The organism is Mizugakiibacter sediminis (assembly GCF_000953855.2).
GTDB classification, from domain to species: Bacteria; Pseudomonadota; Gammaproteobacteria; order Xanthomonadales; family Rhodanobacteraceae; genus Mizugakiibacter; species Mizugakiibacter sediminis.
In genome coordinates this window covers 41,778-60,398 of sequence record NZ_DF970144.1, presented here as the reverse complement: position 1 = coordinate 60,398, position 18,621 = coordinate 41,778, and the positions used below count along the sequence as shown (strand labels likewise).

The 18,621-nt window shown below is 67.6% G+C and carries 16 protein-coding genes; 7 read left to right on the top strand and 9 right to left on the bottom strand.

From position 1 onward, the window contains the following. Positions 1–274, top strand: a 274-nt coding sequence (locus tag MBSD_RS01660; protein ID WP_187300529.1) for a thiamine phosphate synthase, incomplete at its 5' end; no start/stop codon positions are given. An 84-nt stretch (positions 275–358) separates the two neighbouring features. Here MBSD_RS01660 and coaE read toward each other — a convergent pair. The 5 genes from coaE to MBSD_RS01635 form a co-directional block, all read right to left on the bottom strand. Beyond that, a complete protein-coding gene (coaE, locus tag MBSD_RS01655; protein ID WP_062534457.1) occupies positions 359–1,033 on the bottom strand; it encodes a dephospho-CoA kinase in 675 nt (224 codons plus the stop codon). After that, positions 1,030–1,905, bottom strand: a complete 876-nt coding sequence (locus MBSD_RS01650) for a prepilin peptidase (RefSeq protein WP_062534455.1) — start codon at positions 1,903–1,905, stop codon at positions 1,030–1,032. The genes coaE and MBSD_RS01650 overlap by 4 nt, the downstream gene beginning before the upstream one ends. Before the next feature lie 10 nt (positions 1,906–1,915). After that, positions 1,916–3,184 (bottom strand): type II secretion system F family protein, encoded by a 1,269-nt coding sequence (locus MBSD_RS01645; protein ID WP_062534454.1) that lies wholly within the window; start codon positions 3,182–3,184, stop codon positions 1,916–1,918. A 44-nt stretch (positions 3,185–3,228) separates the two neighbouring features. Beyond that, complete coding sequence (gene pilB, locus MBSD_RS01640) at positions 3,229–4,965, bottom strand: type IV-A pilus assembly ATPase PilB (RefSeq protein WP_062534452.1); 1,737 nt, start codon at positions 4,963–4,965, stop codon at positions 3,229–3,231. Positions 4,966–5,138: 173 nt separating this feature from the next. After that, positions 5,139–6,347: a DegT/DnrJ/EryC1/StrS family aminotransferase gene (locus tag MBSD_RS01635; protein ID WP_062534450.1), complete on the bottom strand. Its 1,209-nt coding sequence runs from the start codon at positions 6,345–6,347 to the stop codon at positions 5,139–5,141. Between the two features lie 253 nt (positions 6,348–6,600). Here MBSD_RS01635 and MBSD_RS01630 point away from each other — a divergent pair, with 253 nt between their 5' ends. The 6 genes from MBSD_RS01630 (at position 6,601) to MBSD_RS01605 (ending at position 13,305) form a co-directional block, all read left to right on the top strand. Then, positions 6,601–7,449: a glycosyltransferase family 2 protein gene (locus MBSD_RS01630; RefSeq protein WP_425478085.1), complete on the top strand. Its 849-nt coding sequence runs from the start codon at positions 6,601–6,603 to the stop codon at positions 7,447–7,449. A gap of 250 nt (positions 7,450–7,699) precedes the next feature. Next, complete coding sequence (locus tag MBSD_RS01625) at positions 7,700–8,836, top strand: glycosyltransferase (protein ID WP_237071720.1); 1,137 nt, start codon at positions 7,700–7,702, stop codon at positions 8,834–8,836. After that, positions 8,833–10,146 (top strand): lipopolysaccharide biosynthesis protein, encoded by a 1,314-nt coding sequence (locus tag MBSD_RS01620; RefSeq protein ID WP_148667784.1) that lies wholly within the window; start codon positions 8,833–8,835, stop codon positions 10,144–10,146. The genes MBSD_RS01625 and MBSD_RS01620 overlap by 4 nt, the downstream gene beginning before the upstream one ends. Continuing rightward, entirely contained in the window at positions 10,143–11,219 is a 1,077-nt protein-coding gene (locus MBSD_RS01615) for a class I SAM-dependent methyltransferase (protein WP_187300528.1), read from the top strand. Before MBSD_RS01620 ends, MBSD_RS01615 begins: the two co-directional genes overlap by 4 nt. After that, on the top strand, positions 11,216–12,286 hold the full coding sequence (locus tag MBSD_RS01610; RefSeq protein ID WP_187300527.1) for a glycosyltransferase family 4 protein: 1,071 nt from the start codon (positions 11,216–11,218) through the stop codon (positions 12,284–12,286). The genes MBSD_RS01615 and MBSD_RS01610 overlap by 4 nt, the downstream gene beginning before the upstream one ends. Then, positions 12,283–13,305, top strand: a complete 1,023-nt coding sequence (locus MBSD_RS01605) for a glycosyltransferase family 4 protein (RefSeq protein ID WP_062534438.1) — start codon at positions 12,283–12,285, stop codon at positions 13,303–13,305. Before MBSD_RS01610 ends, MBSD_RS01605 begins: the two co-directional genes overlap by 4 nt. Positions 13,306–13,393: 88 nt before the next feature. Here MBSD_RS01605 and MBSD_RS01600 read toward each other — a convergent pair whose 3' ends face one another. The 4 genes from MBSD_RS01600 to MBSD_RS01585 form a co-directional block, all read right to left on the bottom strand. Next, on the bottom strand, positions 13,394–15,316 hold the full coding sequence (locus MBSD_RS01600; RefSeq protein ID WP_062534436.1) for a hypothetical protein: 1,923 nt from the start codon (positions 15,314–15,316) through the stop codon (positions 13,394–13,396). A gap of 13 nt (positions 15,317–15,329) precedes the next feature. Continuing rightward, positions 15,330–17,312 carry a hypothetical protein gene (locus MBSD_RS01595; protein ID WP_062534434.1) on the bottom strand — a complete coding sequence of 661 codons (1,983 nt, stop codon included), beginning with the start codon at positions 17,310–17,312 and terminating at the stop codon, positions 15,330–15,332. A 69-nt stretch (positions 17,313–17,381) separates the two neighbouring features. Next, the gene (locus MBSD_RS01590) at positions 17,382–17,846 is read right to left on the bottom strand and encodes a pilin (protein ID WP_062534432.1); all 465 of its coding nucleotides are present in this window, start codon (positions 17,844–17,846) and stop codon (positions 17,382–17,384) included. 314 nt (positions 17,847–18,160) lie between these two features. Next, a complete protein-coding gene (locus tag MBSD_RS01585; protein ID WP_062534430.1) occupies positions 18,161–18,616 on the bottom strand; it encodes a pilin in 456 nt (151 codons plus the stop codon). Between the last annotated feature and the right edge of the window lie 5 nt (positions 18,617–18,621).

The window sequence follows — 18,621 nt, the reverse complement described above, 5'->3', positions numbered from 1 at the left end:
CGCCTGGGTCGCCGCGTCCTGCCACGACGCGGACGAGCTGGCGCGCGCCGCCGGGCGGGGCGTCGACTTCGTCACGCTGTCGCCGCTGCGGCCGACCGCCAGCCATCCCGGCGCGCCCGCGCTGGGCTGGGCGCGCCTCGCCGCGCTGGTCGAGACGAGCGCGCTGCCGGTGTACGCGCTGGGCGGCGTCGGCCCCGACGACCTGACGCTGGCGCGCGTCGCCGGCGCGCAGGGCGTGGCCGGCATCGGCGCGTTCTGGCGCCGCGACGCGTGAGGCATCGCGGCGCAGCCGTGCGCCGCGTCGCCCGCGGGAGCGCGCGCTCCTACCGAGGCGCCGCCCCGACCGGGGCGGCCGCCCCTACATCCGCAGCTTGAAGCGGTTGCGCACGGCGTGCGCGGTCGGGTCGCCGGCACGTTTCAGCGCGGCGCGCTTGAGGTAGTCGGCATGCAGCGCGGCGACGGCGGCGTCGAGCGCGCTCTCCGGCCCGCCGTTGTCGATCACGTCGTCGGCCAGCGCGAGGCGCGATTCGCGGCCGACCTGCGCGGCGAGCATGCGCTCGGCCTGTCTGGCGTCGATGCCGTCGCGGCGCATCAGGCGCGCGCGCTGCACGTCCTCGGGCACGTCGACCACCAGCCGGCGATCCACCCAGCCGTAGGCCGGCCAGGTTTCCACCAGCAGCGGGATGGCCAGCACGCAGTAGGGGCCCTGCTCGGCGGCGACGCGCGCGCGCAGCCAGTCCTGCACGCGCGGATGCACGATCGCCTCGAGTTTGCGGCGCGCCGCGGCACTGGCGAATACGCGCTCGCGCAGGCGGCGCCGGTCGAGCGTGCCGTCCGCCGCCAGCGCGTCCGCGCCGAAGGCGGCGACGATCTCGGCCAGCGCCGGCTGGCCGGGGGCGACCACCTCGCGCGCGGCGACGTCGGCGTCGTGCACCGCCACGCCCAGCGCCTCGAAACGCCGCGCCACCGCGCTCTTGCCGCTGGCGACGCCGCCGGTCAGGGCCACCACGAACGGGGCGGGCCGCGCGCTCATCGCAGTCCGACCAGCCGCAGATAGGCGCCGAGCAGGGCGTCGCCGGCGACGAACCACACCCAGCCGGCCGCGGCGAGGAACGGGCCGAACGGAATCGGCACCGAACGATCCTGGCCGCGCAGCTTCAGCACGGCGAGGCCGACCGCGGCGCCGATCAGCGAGGACAGCAGGATCACCGGCAGCAGCGCGCCCGGCCCCATCCACGCGCCCAGCGCGCCGAGCAGCTTGAAGTCGCCGTAGCCCATGCCTTCCTTGCCGGTGAGCAGCTTGAAGATCCAGTACACGCTCCACAGGCTCAGGTAGCCGATCGCCGCGCCGAGGATCGCCGCCGCCGGCCGCACGTAAACCGGCGCCAGCGCCAGCAGCAGGCCCAGCCACAGCAGCGGCAGGGTGATCTGGTCGGGCAGCAGCTGCGTGCGCACGTCGATGCCGGCCAGCGCGATCAGCGCCCAGGTGAACGCCAGCGCCGCCGCGCCCTGCGCGGTGGCGCCGAATTTCCACACGGCCAGCGCGCTCAGCACCGCGGTGGCGAGTTCGACCAGCGGATACTGCGGCGAGATCGGCGCCTTGCAGTAGCGGCAGCGCCCGCGCAGCAGCAGCCAGCCGAGCAGCGGCACGTTGTCCCACGGCGCCAGGCGGTGCCTGCAGTGCGGGCAGTGCGAGGCGGTGCGCACCAGGTCGGGCGGCGCGGGGTCGGCGTCCTCGCCGGCGGCGGGCAGCTCCAGCAGCTCGCGCGCATCGCGGCGCCAGCCGTGCGCCAGGCGCGCCGGCAGGCGCAGGATCACCACGTTGAGGAAGCTGCCGACCAGCAGCCCCAGAACGGCTGCGGCGGCCGTGGCCGCCGCAGGAGAGAACAGGGTCGGGGCGGGCATGCCGCGCAGCTTACACCGTGGCGGCCAGCTTGAAGATCGGCAGGTACAGGCCGACGACCATGCCGCCGACCAGCACGCCGATCACCACCATGATCAGCGGCTCCAGCAGCGTGCTCAGCGTGTCGACCGCGTTGTTGACCTCTTCCTCGTAGAACTCGGCGACCTTGAACAGCATCTTGTCGAGCGCGCCGGATTCCTCGCCGATCGCGGTCATCTGCACGACCATGTTGGGGAACAGGCCGGTCTGGCGCATCGCCAGCTGCAGCTGGTGGCCGACGGCGACGTCCTCGCGGATGCGCTTGATCGCCTCGCCGTAGGTGACGCTGCCGGTGGCGCCGGCCACCGCGTCCAGCGCCTCCACCAGCGGCACGCCGGCGCGGAAGGTGACGCCCAGCGTGCGCGCGAAGCGCGCGATCGCCGATTGGCGCAGGATGTTGCCGATCACCGGGATGCGCAGCGACATGCGGTCGATGAAGTGGGCGAACTTCTCCGAGCGCTTGTACGCCATCACCGTGGCGACGATGCCGCCGACCAGCACCACCACCATGAAGAACACGTTGTCCTTCACGAAGTCGGAGGCGGCGACGATCATCTTGGTGAACGCGGGCAGGTCGGCGCCGGCGTCCTTGAACACCTGGGTGAACACCGGCACCACGAAGATCAGCAGGATCATGCTGACCAGGATGGCGACGCCCAGCACCATCGTCGGGTAGAACAGCGCCTTCTTGATCTTCGACTTGATCGCCTCGATGCGTTCCTTGTAGGTGGCGACGGTGTCGAGCACGGTGTCCAGCACGCCCGCCGATTCGCCCGCCTTGACCAGGTTGCGGAACAGTTCGTCGAACTGCACCGGATGGCGGCCGAGCGCCTCGTGCAGGGTCGAGCCGCCCTCGATCGAGGTCTTGATGTCGGTCAGCATGTTCTTCATGCGCGGGTTGCGCTGACCGCCGGTGATGATGTCGAAGGCCTGCACCATCGGCACGCCGGACGCCATCATGGTGGCGATCTGGCGGCTGAAGATGGCGATGTCGCGCGGCTTGATGCGGCTGCCCGCGGCGCCGAACAGCGGCTTCGACTTCTCGCGCACCGTCTGCGGGTTCATGCCCTGGCGGCGCAGTTCGGCCTTGACGAGATTGGCGTTCTTCGCCTGCATCTCGCCCTTCATCTTGGTGCCGCGCTTGTCCAGCGCGACCCATTCGTACATGGTCAGTTGGCTGATCTGCGCGCGAGCGGTGCCGATGTCGCGGACGTTCTTGGCGGCTGCGGTGGCTGTGGCCATGGTTCAGAACCTGCTCGATGTCGGAACGTGGGGCGTGCGCACGGTCAGTCCTTGGTCACGCGGTTGATCTCGGCCAGGCTGGTGATGCCGTTCCTGACCTTCAGCAGCGCCGAGCCGCGCAGGTCGCGCACGCCGGCGCGCTTGGCGGCTTCGGCGATCTGGATCGCGTTGCCGCCGGCGAGCACGATCTTCTGGATCTCCTCGGTCATCGGCATCACCTGGTAGATGCCGACGCGGCCCTTGTAGCCCTCGTTGCAGCCGGAGCAGCCGACGGCGTCGAAGATCTGCAGGCCGGCGTCGATCTCCTGCTGGGTGAAGCCTTCCGCCAGCAGCGCCGAAGCCGGCAGGTTCAGCGGCTTCTTGCAGTCGTGCAGGCGCCGCGCCAGGCGCTGGGCGATCACCAGCGTCACCGACGAGGTGATGTTGTACGGCGCGATGCCCATGTTCATCAGGCGCGCGATGGTCTGCGGCGCGTCGTTGGTGTGCAGCGTGGACAGCACCATGTGGCCGGTCTGCGCCGCCTTGATGGCGATCTCGGCCGTCTCGAGGTCGCGGATCTCGCCGACCATGATCACGTCGGGGTCCTGGCGCAGGAACGAGCGCAGCGCGGCGGCGAAGGTCATGCCACGCTTGGTGTTCTGCTGCACCTGGTTGACGCCGGGCAGGCGGATTTCCACCGGGTCCTCGACGGTGGAGATGTTGCGGCCCTCGGTGTTGAGGATGTTCAGCGCGGTGTACAGCGACACGGTCTTGCCGGAGCCGGTCGGACCGGTCACCAGCACCATGCCGTAGGGCTTCTCGATGGCCTCGAGGAACAGCTTCTTCTGGTCCTCCTCGTAGCCCAGCTTGTCGATGCCGAGGCGCGCGGCGGAGCCGTCGAGGATGCGCAGCACGATCTTCTCGCCGAACAGCGTCGGGCAGGTGCTGACGCGGAAGTCGACCGCCTTGCCCTTGGACAGGTTCAGCTTGATGCGGCCGTCCTGCGGCACGCGGCGCTCGGCGATGTCGAGGCCGGACATCACCTTCAGGCGCGAGGCGATGCGCGTGCTCAGCTTGATCGGCGGCGACGCCACGCTGCGCAGGATGCCGTCCATGCGGAAGCGCACGCGGTAATTGGTTTCGTAAGGTTCGAAATGGATGTCCGAGGCGCCGCGCTTGATGGCGTCGACCAGCACCTTGTTGACGAACTTGACGACCGGCGCGTCGTCGTTGGCGCTGGCGTCGACGCCGCCGCCCGCGCCGCTGTCGCCGTCCTCGTCGACGGCGCCGAGGTCGAGGTTCTCCAGGCCTTCGGCGTCGTCCAGCCCGGCGATCGACGGCCCGGCGTTGGTCAGCGCGTGCTCGATCGCGCGCTGCAGGTGCTGGTCCTCGACCAGGATCGGCTCGACCGTGCAGTTCGAGTGGAACTTGATCTCGTCCAGCGCGCGGAAGTTGGTCGGATCGGAGATGCCGACGAACAGGCGGTTGCCGCGCTTGAACAGCGGCAGCGCGCGGTGCTTCTGGATCAGCTCCTCGCTGACCAGCTTGACCGGCATCTGCGCCGGATCGAGCGAGGTCACGTCGAACAGCGGCATGCCGAACTCGACGGAGGCCGCATGCGACACGTGCCTGGCGTCGACCAGGCCGTGCTCGACCAGGTACACGCTGATCGGAACCTTCTGTCTGGCGGACTCCTCGGTCGCGGTGCGCGCGTCGGCTTCCGGCAGCACGCCCTCGGCGACCAGCCGGCGCGCGATGCCCGCCAGTCCGATGACCGCGGTGGGGTTCATCTGGGTCGCCATAGGAATGTTCTGTAAGCCCCCGAATCCGCGGCCAATGTACCGCAAAAAAGCGCGGCGGTGGCGGACCGCCCGCCCTGTTCACGAAGCTTCGCCGTTTGCCCGGGCTGCGGGAAGCGAACCCGGTCACGTTTGGGCTCTCCTGCGAGAACGGCGGCAGGGCCTCGGGGGCGGCTTCAGCCGCGACCGGGGAGAGGCCGTCCGCCGGCGCCCGATCCGCCCAGCAGGCGGCGAACCGCGCCGATCACGCGCTCGACCTGCCCCTCGTCGAGCGCCGGCGACAGCGGCAGGCTGGCCGTGCTGCGGCCGAGGCGCATGGCGTTCGGCCACTGCGCCGGCCGCCAGCCGAAGCGCTGCTGGTAGTAGGGGTGTTCCGGCACGGCGAGATAGTGCACGCCGGTGCCGATGCGCGCCGCGTTCATCGCCTCGAGGAAGGCGTCGCGGGCGAGGCCGCTGCGCGCCTCGTCCACCATGATCGTGAACAGGTGGTAGGCGTGGCGGGTGTCCGGCTCGGCGGCGGCCGGCAGCCCGATCGGCAGGTCGGCGAAGGCGTCCAGATAGCGCGCCCACAGCGCCGCGCGCCGCCGCCAGGCCGCCTCGACGCGCGCCAGCTGGTGGATGCCGATCGCCGCCTGCAGGTCCATCATGTTGTACTTGAAGCCGGCCTCGACCACCTGATAGTGCTTGTAGCCCTGGTCGCCGAAGCGGTGCCAGGCGTCCTTGCTCATGCCGTGCAGGGCCAGCACCTTGGCGCGCGCGATGTGCGCCTCGTCGCGGCCGAGGATCATGCCGCCCTCGCCGGTGACCACGTTCTTGGTGACGTAGAAGCTGAAGCAGCCGAAGTCGCCGAAGGTGCCGGCCTTGCGGCCGCGGTATTCCGTCTCGATCGCGTGCGCGCAGTCCTCGATCACCACCAGGCCGTGCTTGGCCGCGATCGCCATCAGGCGGTCCATGTCGCACGGCCGGCCGGCGAAGTGCACCGGCAGCAGCGCGCGCGTGCGCGGCGTGATCGCGGCCTCGACCGCCGCGGGGTCGAGGTTCTGCGTCAGCGGATCGACGTCGGCCAGCACCGGCGTCAGGCCGGCGTGGATGATCGCGTTGACGGTGGCGCAGAAGGTCAGCGGCGTGGTGATCACTTCGGCGCCGGGTTCCAGCCCGGCGGCGACCATGGCCACGTGCAGGGCCGCGGTGCAGGAGTTGACCGCCACCACCTGCGCCGGAGCCACGCCCTTGTAGGCGGCGAATTCGCGCTCGAAGCGGGCGACGCGCGGGCCGGTGCCCAGCCAGCCCGAGCGCAGGCAGGCTTCCACTTCGGCGATCTCCGCCTCGCCGATGTCGGGCGCGCCGAAGACGAGGAAGGGTTCCGTGGTTGGGGTCTCGCCCATGCGTGACGGTCCGCGCCGCAAAGCGGCTATTGCATCCCAGCGCGCCCGCGGCCGCAAGCGCAGCCCGCGGGAGCGAGCGTGCTCGCGATCCGCGCGGCTGTTGTGATCAGCAGACGTCCGCGGCGACCCGGACGTCCGGGCCGCGGCGACGGACGCTCCGGCGCGAGGCGTGCGCGCATTGCATGCGCAGCATCACGCCGGGATGGCCGCCGCTTCGCGTTATCATGCGGAGGTCGCCCGGGGAATCGAAACCTTGCTGAGCATCGTCCTGCCTTCCAAGAACGAGGCGCCGGCGCTGGCCGGCCTGCTGCCGCGCCTGCGCGAGGCGCAGCCGGATGCCGAGATCATCGTCGTCGACGACGGCTCCACCGACGAGACGCCGGCGCTGTGCGCGCAGCACGGCGTGCACTGCCTGTCCTCGCCGTACTCGATGGGCAACGGCGCCGCGATCAAGCGCGGCGCGCGCGCCGCCAAGGGCGACGTGCTGGTGTTCATGGACGCCGACGGCCAGCACGACCCCGCCGACATCGCGCGCCTGCTGGCGCGGCTCGACGACGGCTACGACATGGTGGTCGGCGCGCGCGACTGGGACGGCCAGGCGGGCGTCGGCCGCGGTCTCGCCAACACCCTGTACAACTGGCTGGCCAGCCGCATGACCGGCGCGCGCGTCGCCGACCTCACCTCCGGCTTCCGCGCCGTGCGCGCCGACAAGTTCCGCGAATTCCTGCACCTGCTGCCGAACGGATTCTCCTATCCGACCACCATCACCATGGCGTTTTTCCGCAGCGCCTACGCCGTCGCCTACGAACCGATCCGCGTCGTCCAGCGCATCGGCCGCAGCCACATCCGTCCCCTGCGCGACGGCGTGCGCTTCCTGCTGATCATCTTCAAGATCGCCACCCTGTACTCGCCGCTGAAGCTGTTCGTGCCGGCGAGCGCGGTGTTCTTCCTGACCGGCCTCGGCTATTACATCTACACGTACACGACGCAGCACCGCCTCACTAACATGACCGCGATGCTGTGGAGCGCTTCGGTGATCGTGTTCCTGATCGGCCTCGTGTCGGAGCAAATCACCGCGCTGACGTACAAGCATCATGATTGAGCGGTTGGTGATGCGACTACGTCCCCGGTCCTCGCCGGTAAAGCAGATCGGGTTTCGTGGGAAAGGAGGCGTTGCGACTGGAGCCGGGGCCATGAAGCGTCCGCGTTGCCTGGATTGGGCGTGGGAGCTTTTCGTCGAGGGCTCGGTATGACTGGCATGGTGGACCGACATGGGGGCTGAGCGTCGTCCTCGTTTGCTCGTTCTTGCGTCGACATACCCGCGCTGGGCCGACGATCACGAGCCTGGATTCGTGCATGAACTCGCACGTCGCCTCGTCCGGCGCTTCGAAGTCGTTGTGCTGACATCGAGTTGTCCTGGGGCGCAAGCCTGCGAGTTCCGGGACGGCGTGCGCATCGTTCGTTACCGGTACGCGCCCCGGCGCCTCGAGTCTCTCGTCTATGGGGGCGGAATCACCAGCCATCTGCGCAAATCCCCGTGGAAGTGGCTGCTGGTCCCGGGGTTTATCGCATCGATGATGTGGTCGGTGCGCCGTCTGGTACGAGACTTTCGGCCCGATATCATCCATGCCCATTGGATTGTGCCGCAGGGCTTGGCGATTGCACTACTCAGTGCCCTAGACGGGACATTGCCACCCGTTGTCGTGACCTCACACGGCGCTGACCTCTTCACGCTGAGAGGTTGGCCATTCAATGTGTTGAAACGGTACGCGGTCCGTCGTGCGGCCGCGGTCACCGTCGTCAGTAGCGTGATGTGCGCCGAAGTCGCCCGACTTGGTGTGAGTCAGGAACGCATCGCCGTCGTACCTATGGGGGTGGATCTGGTCGGACGATTCACTCCTGATGCGATGACGCCTCGATCGCGAGACCGGATACTGTTCGTCGGCAGGCCCGTGGCAAAGAAAGGAGTGCGCCATCTCATCGATGCGATGGCGGCGGTCGTTCTTGCGCGACCACGGGCCAGGCTTGTTGTTGCGGGGTTTGGTCCGGAGCTTCCCGCATTGAGGGATCGCGTGCAGGCGCTGGGTTTGTCGACGCACGTCGATTTCCTGGGTCCCGTTCCGCAAGATGCGCTACCTCGCTTGTATAGAGAGGCTGCGCTTTTCGTCGCACCATTCGTCGAGGCGGAAGGGGGGGACCAAGAGGGATTGGGCTTGGTTGTCGTCGAGGCGCTGGGTTGCGGAGCGCCGGTGATTGTGGGCGATGTTCCAGCGGTGGGGGACGTCTTGGTGGAGGGGGGCGGCTGGCGTGTCTCTGCCGGCGATACAAGGGCGCTGGCGGGAGCCATCGTGGCTTTGTTGGACGACGAGCCGCGGGCCCGCATCATGGCTGATACGGGCAGGGAGGCCGCGCTGGCCCGGTTTTCCTGGGACGCCGTGGCGGAGAAGTACGGCGATCTGCTTAAAAGGGTGGCGAGGGTCCCTTCGTGACCATCGACGGAAGACTTGGGCGCCGGGCCATGCTGCCGCGATTGCCAGCCGGCTACATGCTTGTGACCAGCGGCCTCGTGCTGAGAGCGGTGTTTCAGGCGGTGCTGACAATCCTGCTGGCGCGGATGCTTGGTGGAGCGGATTACGGTGCCTACATTTCCGTAGCCAGCGTCACCGGTTTATTCGCGGTGCTGGCTGGGTTGGGGGCGTCCGTGGTGCATCTGAAGGAAACGGCTATCGATCCTGCGTGTTGGGCGCAGAGCTTTGTGCGTAATCGCGCGAATGTCCTCAGGACTCTCCCGCCGATCGTGCTGATCTCGCTGGCCGTCGCGTGGTTTGTGGTCCGCGGCCATGTCAATGTCTTCACGTTGGGCTTGCTGGTGTGTGGAGAAGCCGTGGCAATGTCTTGTGTCGACCTGCTGGTCCGCTCATACCAAGGGCGCGGCAAGCATGCCGCGATGGCCGCCGCGATGTCCGCTCTTCCGCTATGCCGTGGGCTGTTGGTGGCTGCCGTGGTTGTTGCCGGTGCCGGGATGACGCTGTTTTCGTGGGGCATCATTTCCGCCGTAGTGGGCTCGGCATCACTCGTGGTCGTGTTTCTGGTCGTTTCACCGCAACCTCCGGATGGCTGCGGTCATCCGGATGCTGCGCGGTCCGAAATGTTCAGCGGCATCGGCTTCGCCATGGCGTCGGCCTCGGCCCGCATCCACGCAGACGCGGACAAGGCGATCATCGGACGCATACAGTCGCTGCAGGCCGCAGGAGAGTATTCGCTTGCCTATCGTCTGATCGATGTCGCGTTGCTGCCGATCAACGGCATGCTCGAATGGACGATGCGGTATCTGTTCGTGCAGGGCCGAGCCAGTGCGATTGGCTCACTTCGGCGGCTCTGGCGCCGGTGGATGGCCGTGACCTGCTTGGCGATTATCGCCGCGCTCGCTGTCTATGTGGCGGCACCAGTCCTTCCGGTCCTGTTCGGTAGCCAGTACACGGGGCTTCCAACCATTGCACGGTGGTTGTGCATCTTGCCCCTGACTTCGGCGGCATGGATGGTCGCCCGCGGCGTCGCGGCGACATCCGGACACGAGAAGCTGGTCGGCATGGTGGAAATGCTCGGGGCCGCGGCCAGCTTGATTTTGGGCATCATCCTGGTGTCAATGATTGGGTGGCGTGGTGCGGTACTCGCCACTTACGTGGTACAGGCGGCGATGGTCGCCGGGCTGGCCACCGTGGCGATACTCGGCTGGCACCAGCATGGGTTGGGGGCACGAGGCCGCTCCGATCGGCTGGGCCCGGGAGGCCAGGCATGAAGGTGGGGTGCGGCACAGAAATCATGGTGCACGTTCGTGACGAGTGGCTCGAACAGGTGAAGACCTGCCCCGTGTGCAATTCACACGAGCGCTCGTTGCTGGCGACGGGGTTGACCGATCTGAACTACCGAGTGGTTGGCGGACGCTGGTCGTTCGTGCGCTGCAACGAGTGCCGGACCGGCTATCTGACGCCGCGCATCGACGCACGGCACATCGGACTTGCCTACGGCCGTTACGAAACCCATGAGCCGCCGGCCAATCGTGCAAGGGCACGCGGGTTGAGGGGGCTATTGCAGCGCGCGCGGGATGCCTATCTGGCTCGAAGATATGGCCTTGACACCAACGAACGCTCGCAGCTGCTCGCGCTATTGATGTATCTCCTGCCTCCACCTCTTCGTCAGGAGTGGGACTTCCAGATGCGGCACGCGACGGCGGGCAGCGGCTGCAGTGTGTTGGACGTCGGCTGTGGCAACGGAGACTTCCTGCAGCGCATGCGTAGAGCGGGCTGGACAGTGCGTGGCATCGACAGCGATGCGCAAGCGGTCGCAGTTGCGCGCGCGCAAGGGGTGGACGTGATGCTTGGATCGCTGCAGGACGACTCGCATGCGTCGAACCTCTACGATCTGGTAACGGCGAGCCATGTCATCGAACACGTGCACGATCCCGCCGCTTTCATCGCGCAGCTGTACGATCGCGTGGCGCCAGGTGGAAAACTCTGGATCTGCACGCCCAACGTCGACTCGCCGGTGCGCGCATTTGAGGGAAGATGGTGGGACAAATGGGAAGTGCCGCGCCACCTGTACTTGTTCAGCAAGGCGTCGTTGCGTCAACTCATCGAGTCTACGCTCGGACGGACGACGCGCTTTCGTCGGCGCGGCTGGCATATCCAGTGGGCCATCGCGCAAAGCGAGCGGTTGAGGGCGCATGGCGTGCGTGAGGGGAAGCCTGCGCTGCGGTGGTGGCACGTCCTGCTTGCCGGCGCACTTGAATGCGCGGCTTGGGTCGACCCCCGCTTCGGGGACGAGCTCGTCGTGGAGGTGCACAAACCTGCCGGACAGGATGTGCAGCCATGAGAGTCGGCGTGGATGCGCGATGCCTGACCGGACAGCTCACAGGGATCGGCAGGTACGTGCGGGAAACGCTTTGGGAGCTGTATGGGATGCGGCCCGGATGGGAATGGTTTCTCTATTCGCGAACCCCCGTCCACCTTCCTTTGCCGAGCGGCCGCTGGCATAGCAGCGCTGAACCGAACCCGCTGTACCGACGCATGCCCGGGTTGCTATGGGTCAAGGCGCGGCTCGGGGAATTGGCCATACGAGACGGTATCGACGTGTTCTGGGCGGCTGGAACGCTGCTGCCAACGCTGAACTGTCCCAGCGTGACGACCGTCTATGATCTCAACCACCTGCTCGTCCCGGAAACGATGCCGATCGTAAATCGGTTCGCGTACAAGCGGTGGTTCGCCTCGGATGTGCTGCGCGCCGACGAAGTCGTCGCGATCTCGCGCGGGACTGCGTCCAGATTGCATAGACATATCGGGCGGACGACCGATCTCATCGCCACTCCTGGTGCACGCTGGAGCAGCGTGGAAGGCGCATCGATATCCGAACGGCCTTTTGCCGAACCATACCTGTTTTGTGCCGCCACGCGGGAGCCGCGTAAGAACCTGGTCAGCCTCGTTCGTGCGGTGGCATCGCTCAAGGCGCGGGGCGAAATCCCCGGGCACCTGCTCGTTATTGCCGGCGCGCGGGGTTGGGGTGCGGGTTTTCCCGACTTCGAAGGCAAGCCGCCCGGATGGCTGAGGGAGCTCGGCTATGTCGCGGACGAAGCGATGGCAGCGCTGTTCGCGCATGCGGACGCGCTGGTACAACCCTCGATCTACGAGGGCTTCGGTTTGCCTGCCGCCGAGGCGGCAGCCTTCGGCACGCGCGTGGTCGCCACCGACATTCCTGAACTCCGCGAAGCTGCCGGCAGTACGGGCATCTTCGTGCAACCCGACGTGGAGGGTATCGCGGAAGGCATCCTGAAGGCGTTGGCCGGGCCGCGCCCCAAGCCTGTTTCGACCTTCACTTGGCACGGCACGGCGAGCGTGATGCTCGAAGCCTTTGAGAGCGCTGTATCGAGGGCGTCACGCGCATGAGGGTCTGGTTACCCGCCATTCGCGCCGGTAGCGGAAGCGATGTCTACGTCGAGCGTCTTGCAGCCTTGTTGAAGAGCGCAGGCGTGCAGCCTCTTGTGCAGTGGTTTCCGCGCCACTTCGAGTTGTGGCCCTCGCTCCTATCCGGGATCAGGGCCCCGGAGGACGTCGATGTTGTGCATGCGTCGAGCTGGCATGCGTTCGCACTGGCTCGGAAGCACATACCGCTAGTGGCGACGTTCTACCATTGCGTGCGTGGGCGCGGCTATCCGCTATGGAAGAGCTGGTTGCAGTCGGTTTACCACGACCACTGGATCGGCGGTTTCGAGGAGCGATCGCTTTCGAAGGCAAGTGCTGTGGTCGCCATCAGCGAATCTACCGCCAGAGAAGTAGGCGCTGAGTTCGGCATCCACGGAATTGACGTGATCGATGCCTGGCTCGACAGCACGCTTTTTGTGCCGGCGGAGCGCCGACGCGCCGGTGCACCGCGAGTGCTGATCGTCGGCAACCGCTCGCGCCGGAAAGGCTGGGATCTGCTGCCCGCGTTCAGGGAATGCCTTGATCGCCGCATCGAGCTCCACGTCGTGGCAGGGTTGCGCGCCACGGCCAAGGATGGGGCCTACCTTGACGGGCGGGGCATACAGTTCTGGAGCGGCTTGGCCGAAGCCGAACTGGCGTCGCTCTACCAGGCATCGGATGTCGTCGTGAGCCTGAGCAGATACGAAGGATTTGGCTACACGGCACTGGAGGCCATGGCCTGCGCTAAGCCTGTGGTCGCGTTCGACGTTCCGGGTCTCCGCGATGTTGTCGTGAACGGCACAACCGGCATGCTCTTGCCATGCGAGGATGTCGGGGGTGTCGCGGCGGCGTGCCACGAGCTCATCGAGAGCCCGGCCATAGCCCAGAAAATGGGCGAGGCCGGTCATGCCAGGGCGTCGCGCCGCTTTGGTGCTGCGCTTGCTCGCGAGAAGTATCTAGCGCTTTATGCGCGTGTGATGTCGCGTGCGCACGGCATCGAATGATTCGCGTACTCAGGAGCGCGACAGTGCCGCTCCCTTGGATGCGCGCCGGCGCTTGGCGACGATAGGGCGGCGACCGCGCCAATGCGAGTCACTTTTTGGGATCGGCACGGGTCGACTTGTCCAAGGGGTCCAGTGCGTAGTCGAGCGCACCGCCGACATTCATCTCGTGCAGTTTCGCGATACCCTCGGCGGCCTCTTCCGTGTCGCCGACCACCAATTGCATCTTGACGAGCGTGATGCGGTAAGCCGGCTCCGAGGGAGCTGCGGCGATGGCTTCGCGGGCGGCTTTCATTCCAAGCTCGCGATCTTCCAGGACGTTCCATGCGTAGTCGGCATAGATCGACAGCAACCGCGCACTTGGGCGTGTGTGTGAAAGCGCCGCCAGGAAGGCCTCCAGCATGCGGTCGCGCGGAAGGTCGCACAGCAGTTGGCGCGCGCACTGGGTCAGGGCGGCCAGGGAGCTCTCGTCCTGTACGCCCGGCGGATGCGCCTTCAGTTTGGCGACCATGCTGTCCCACCAGGCCGGCTCGATGGGGCGGTGCAGGCGGGCGTTGACCATGATCAGCGCCTGCTCGGGCAGGATCGATGAGCCTGGCAGCGCCATCGCGCGTTCCAGCGGGGCGTAGGCAAGCCGGGTGAAGGGCGAGTCCGGATCGTAGTTCGACAGCACGACGTAGGTGCGGCCGAGCTCGTACTGCGCGCGAGGCGAGTCGGGCGCGCGCAGGGCGAGGTCTTGCGCAAGTCGCAAGGGATTGCCCCAGGCGTAAGCAGTCAACGCGGTCTGCGCCCCCCACAGCAGCAGCAGGCCGGTGAGCAGGGTGCGCCGCGCCAGCGGCATGGGTGCTTCGGAGCCGGCGAGCCACGGCAGGACCGCAAGCATCAGTCCGAAGCTGGCGAAGTAGTTGCGATGCTCGTAGACCAATTCGAGCGGCAGGATCGTCGCCGTGAGCGTCTGCGCACCCAGGAACAGCGCGAGTCCGAGCGCGAACAGCGGCGCGCGCTTGCGCATCGCCACCGTGAACGCGACCAGCGCGACGATGCCGAGCACGGCCGGCAGCGTGGTCCACGGGCTCAGCAGGCCGGTCGAGACGCGGTAGTCGTCGTGATAGAAGGACAGCGCGTGCGGCGTCGGCAGCAACGTCCAGCGCACGTAGTCGACGACGATCCGTGCCTCGCTGAGCAGCCGCTCGCCGAGGGTGAAGTCGCGCGCCGCCCAGGTGCCCGGCTGCAGCAGGCCGGGCAGCAGCCAAATCAGCCCGAGCACCATCGGCACGAACAGAAGGGCGGCGTACATGCCCCACAGCGCGACATCCGTGCGGCCCTGCGTGCCACGCCAGCGCAGCAGCGCCCACTCGACCAGGAACGCGTACAGCGGCAGCAGCACGGCGGTTTCCTTGGCCAGCAGGCCGAGGCCGGTGCCCAAAACCAAGGCGCCCGTGCACAACGTCAGGCCCGAGGCGCGTGCGCCGGCGAGCATGCGGCGGCGCCCTGCCAAGTAGACGAGCAGCCCGCCGACCACGAACAGGTTGGCCAGGCTCTCCATGCGCTGCACGACGTAGGCCACGGCGGTCAGGTTGATCGGCAACACCATCCATGCTGCGGCGATCAGCACCGCAAGGAAGTCGCGCCGTCGCGGGCTGTCCATCGCTTGTGCGGGAGCGAGCGCGAGCAGCTGCCGCGCCAGCAGGAAGAACAGCAAGCCGTTGAGCAGGTGGATGCCCAGGTTGACCAGTTTCATGCCGAACGGGTCCAGCCCCCCGACGAGGTAGTTGGCGGCGAAGGTCAGCGACGTGAGCGGGCGCTTTAATTTGCTCGACGGCGAGGACAGCGCGGCGCGCACCAGGCTCGCCACGGAGGCGTCTTTCGGTTGCAGCGCCGCGTTGTCGACGATGTTGGGGAAATCGTCGAACAGGTAACCGCCCTGCAGCGCCGGGAGATAGGCGGCCGTGGTCGCCAGCAGGGCGATCGCCAGCCAGAACAAGGGGTGGGTCCGCGACAAGCTCAGACGCATCGACTCGGTTTCTTCAGTGGGGGGCGGCACGCGATGCCGCGAGGGCATCTTCCCGCAGGTTGGTGCGCATGCGTGCCAGTTCGTGCTCCCAGTAGCGCTGGCGTTCCAGCACCCACGCGTGCAGCTGCGGCATCCCTGGACCCGGCGGGGCGGCCCGGTTCTTCAGGCCTGCATAGTAGTCGAGATGCTCGAGGCCGAGATGCGGCATCCGCGCGGTGCCGAACATGGCAGCTTGTTTCAACGCCACTTCGGCACGCGGATTGAGGGCCAGGGCGCGGTCGAACCAGGCCAGCGCCTGCGGACCGTCGTGCCGGGCGAGCGCCAGCTCGCCCTTGAGGTGGAGCAAGTCCTGGTGCGGGCCGAACGGACGGGTCAGGTAGGCGTTGGCGAGGCCGGCGTCGAGCAGCCCATCTAGCGCGGCGAGGTCGAGTCCCGGACACGTGCCCGCCTGTGTCGCGCCGATGCCCCGCTCGAACCAGCTCAGCAGCAGGCTGCCCGGGTTGCGGGTGGTGCGCAGCGCGGTATCCGCGGCGCGCAGGTCGTCGGCGCCGACACCCCCTGCGGCGCAGCGGGCGGCGACCAGGTTGAGCGCGAGCTGCACCTCGTCCGGATGGCGACGCAGGGCGGGCTCCAGGCGCGCGATCGCGAGATCGGGGCGGCCTCTTTGCAGTTCCGCCTGCGCCGCGAAGGCCTGCGCGCGCGGGGAATCGGGATTGAGCCGCGCCCACAGCAACGCCTGGTCCACCTGGTTGCCCCACAGCGATGCGCCTGCGTGGGTCATCAACGCGAGTCCGACCAGCAATACGGCGGCCAGCGTGCGGCGCGCGAGCCGTGTGGCGCCTTCGTCCGACAGCCACAGCGCCAGCGGCCAGAACATCAGCAGAGACGGCACGTAGTTGCGGTGCTCGAAGTAGAGCTCCAGCGCGATGGTGGTGGACTCGACCAGATGGCCTGCGAAGAAGAATGCGATCGCCAGGGCGAGCGTGGGCTGGCGGCGGCGCAGCCGCCATGCGAGCGCCAGCAGCGCCGCCACCGCCAGGAGGGCGAGCAGGGTGATCGGTGGCGACAGCAGACCGGTCGATGCGTGGTACTGGTCGTTGAACAGGCCGGACGTGAACGGCCGCGGCAGCCAGAGCAGGCCGAGGTAATCGATCAAGATGCGCGGCTCGGTGATCAGACGTTGGCCCAGCGTCCAGGGTCGGTGGTCGCCGATGCCGTGGACGATGCCCTGGACGCCCGCCCAGGCCAGGTAGGCCGCGAGGAGAACGGAAGGCAGCACGGCCAGGCACGCCATGCACGCCCGGTACGTCCGTCGCCCGGCCGCCGCCATCGGTTGCGTCGGGGCGAGCAACACCCCCTCGATCAGAAGCGCGTAGAGCGGCAACAAGGCGCCGTTGGCCTTTGCGAGCACGCCGAGAAGCGTGCAGCCGCCCAGTCCAAGTCCCACCCAAATTGCGCCCGTGAAGGCATGACCGCGCTGCAACCGCTCGCGCCCGTACAGCCAGGCCAGCAGGCCCAGCAGTGTTGTCGTGGCGGGCAGAATGGCCTCGCGTTGGACAATGTACAGCGTGGTCGAGACGAACAGCGGATGCAGCAGCCACAGGGCGGCGCCGAGGGCCGCGGCGAGATCCGCGCGCGCGGGCGCATGACCGGCCAGGCGCCCGAGGCGTCGCAGCAACAGCGCCAACAGCACGCCGTTGAGCAGATGGAGCAACACGTTGGTGCGCAGGAAAGGCGCCGGGTCCGCCGGCCAGTCGCGCGCATCGACCAGGAAGCTCAACAGGGCCAATGGGCGGCCGACCGGATCGTTGACGCCCGAGGTGACGTAGCGCCAGAACGCCGCCGCGTTGTCGATGGGGCCCTGCGCGCCGAGCGCGGGCAGGTTGGCGTAGTCGTCGAACAGGAAGCCGCCGGACAGGCCCGGACGGTAGCACCACGCGGCTGCGACCAGCAGGACGAGGCACGCGGCCGGAAATATCCAGAGGCGTCGGTTCATGGCGGGGCCGGAAAAAAGAAGGGCCGCGCGAGGCGGCCCTTCCATACTCCGTGATAACGGCTCAGCGTATCAACGGCAGGAGGACGGCAGGTACTTGTCCGGCACGCCGGCACTCAGGCCGCGAGTCGTGCATACCCAGTTCATGCTGCCGGTGCTGGTGATCGGCGACAGGGTGAGTTCATTGTTGTTGATCTTGGTGTTGACCTTATTGCCGAAGGCGGGGTTGCCGTTGGTGCCATAGTGGATGGTCAGCAGGCCGTTGGCACCCACCGTGACGCTGCCTACGTACTTGCCGCCGATGCTCGCCGGGCTGGCCAAGCCCGCCGACGCGTTGCTGCCGGGCGGGCGACCCGTGTTGGTGTAGAACTCGGCGACCGCGGTCTTGGCGCCGTCCGCCAGAGCCGGGCCCTCGGACACCTGCGAGCGGATCACGTAGTCCTGGTAGGCCGGGATCGCGATGGCCGCCAGGATCGCGATGATCGCCACGACGATCATCAGCTCGATCAGCGTGAAACCCTGTTGAATCTTCTTCATGGTAGTCCCTCTCTTCAGATAGCTAGCTAACCGGTTTGGTGCCCCCTGAGCCCCAGCCTTCGGATCAGAAGATCCGCTCCCTTCGACCGTCCGGCAGGAACGACCAGAAGCTCTCCCGAAATTCAGCATCTTCCATGCCATTTCGGCGCTGCAGACACCGGCGGGATGTTGCAGTGCTTGGGATTGTGCAGAGGGTCACGGGATCGATGCAACCCGAGTTTCGGGAATACGGTCACAGGTGCCGCAAGCCAAACCTTTCGGATCGAATTCGCTGGGTGCGCTTGACGCACTGGGGCAGGAGATGACGCATTTGGTCAGGATCGACAGGCCGAAGGGAGGTACTTGCCCGGCATCGTGCTGCGGCACACCCACAGGATGCTGCCGGCTTGAGTCACGGGCGACAGTTCGAGCGTCGCCGGTCCATCCCGAAGGGCTTTGTTGGCCTTGGGGCCACCGAAAGTGACCTGGATCACCCCGGCGGTGCCGCCGCCGTCGGATCCCACGCCGACTCGCGAGACGTACTTGCCCGCGATGGACTGCGGCTGTGCCAGTCCGGCTGAGGCGTTGGACCCCGGCCGACGGCCCGTATTGGCGACAAAGTCCCATACCGCCGCCTTGGCGCCCGTGGATAGCGAGAGCCCCTCGGATACCTGGCTGCGGATGACGTAGTCCTGATACGCCGGAATCGCGATCGCCGCGAGGATGGCGATGATCGCGACCACGATCATCAGCTCGATCAGCGTGAAACCGGCCTGGATGGCCTTGGCCATGATGG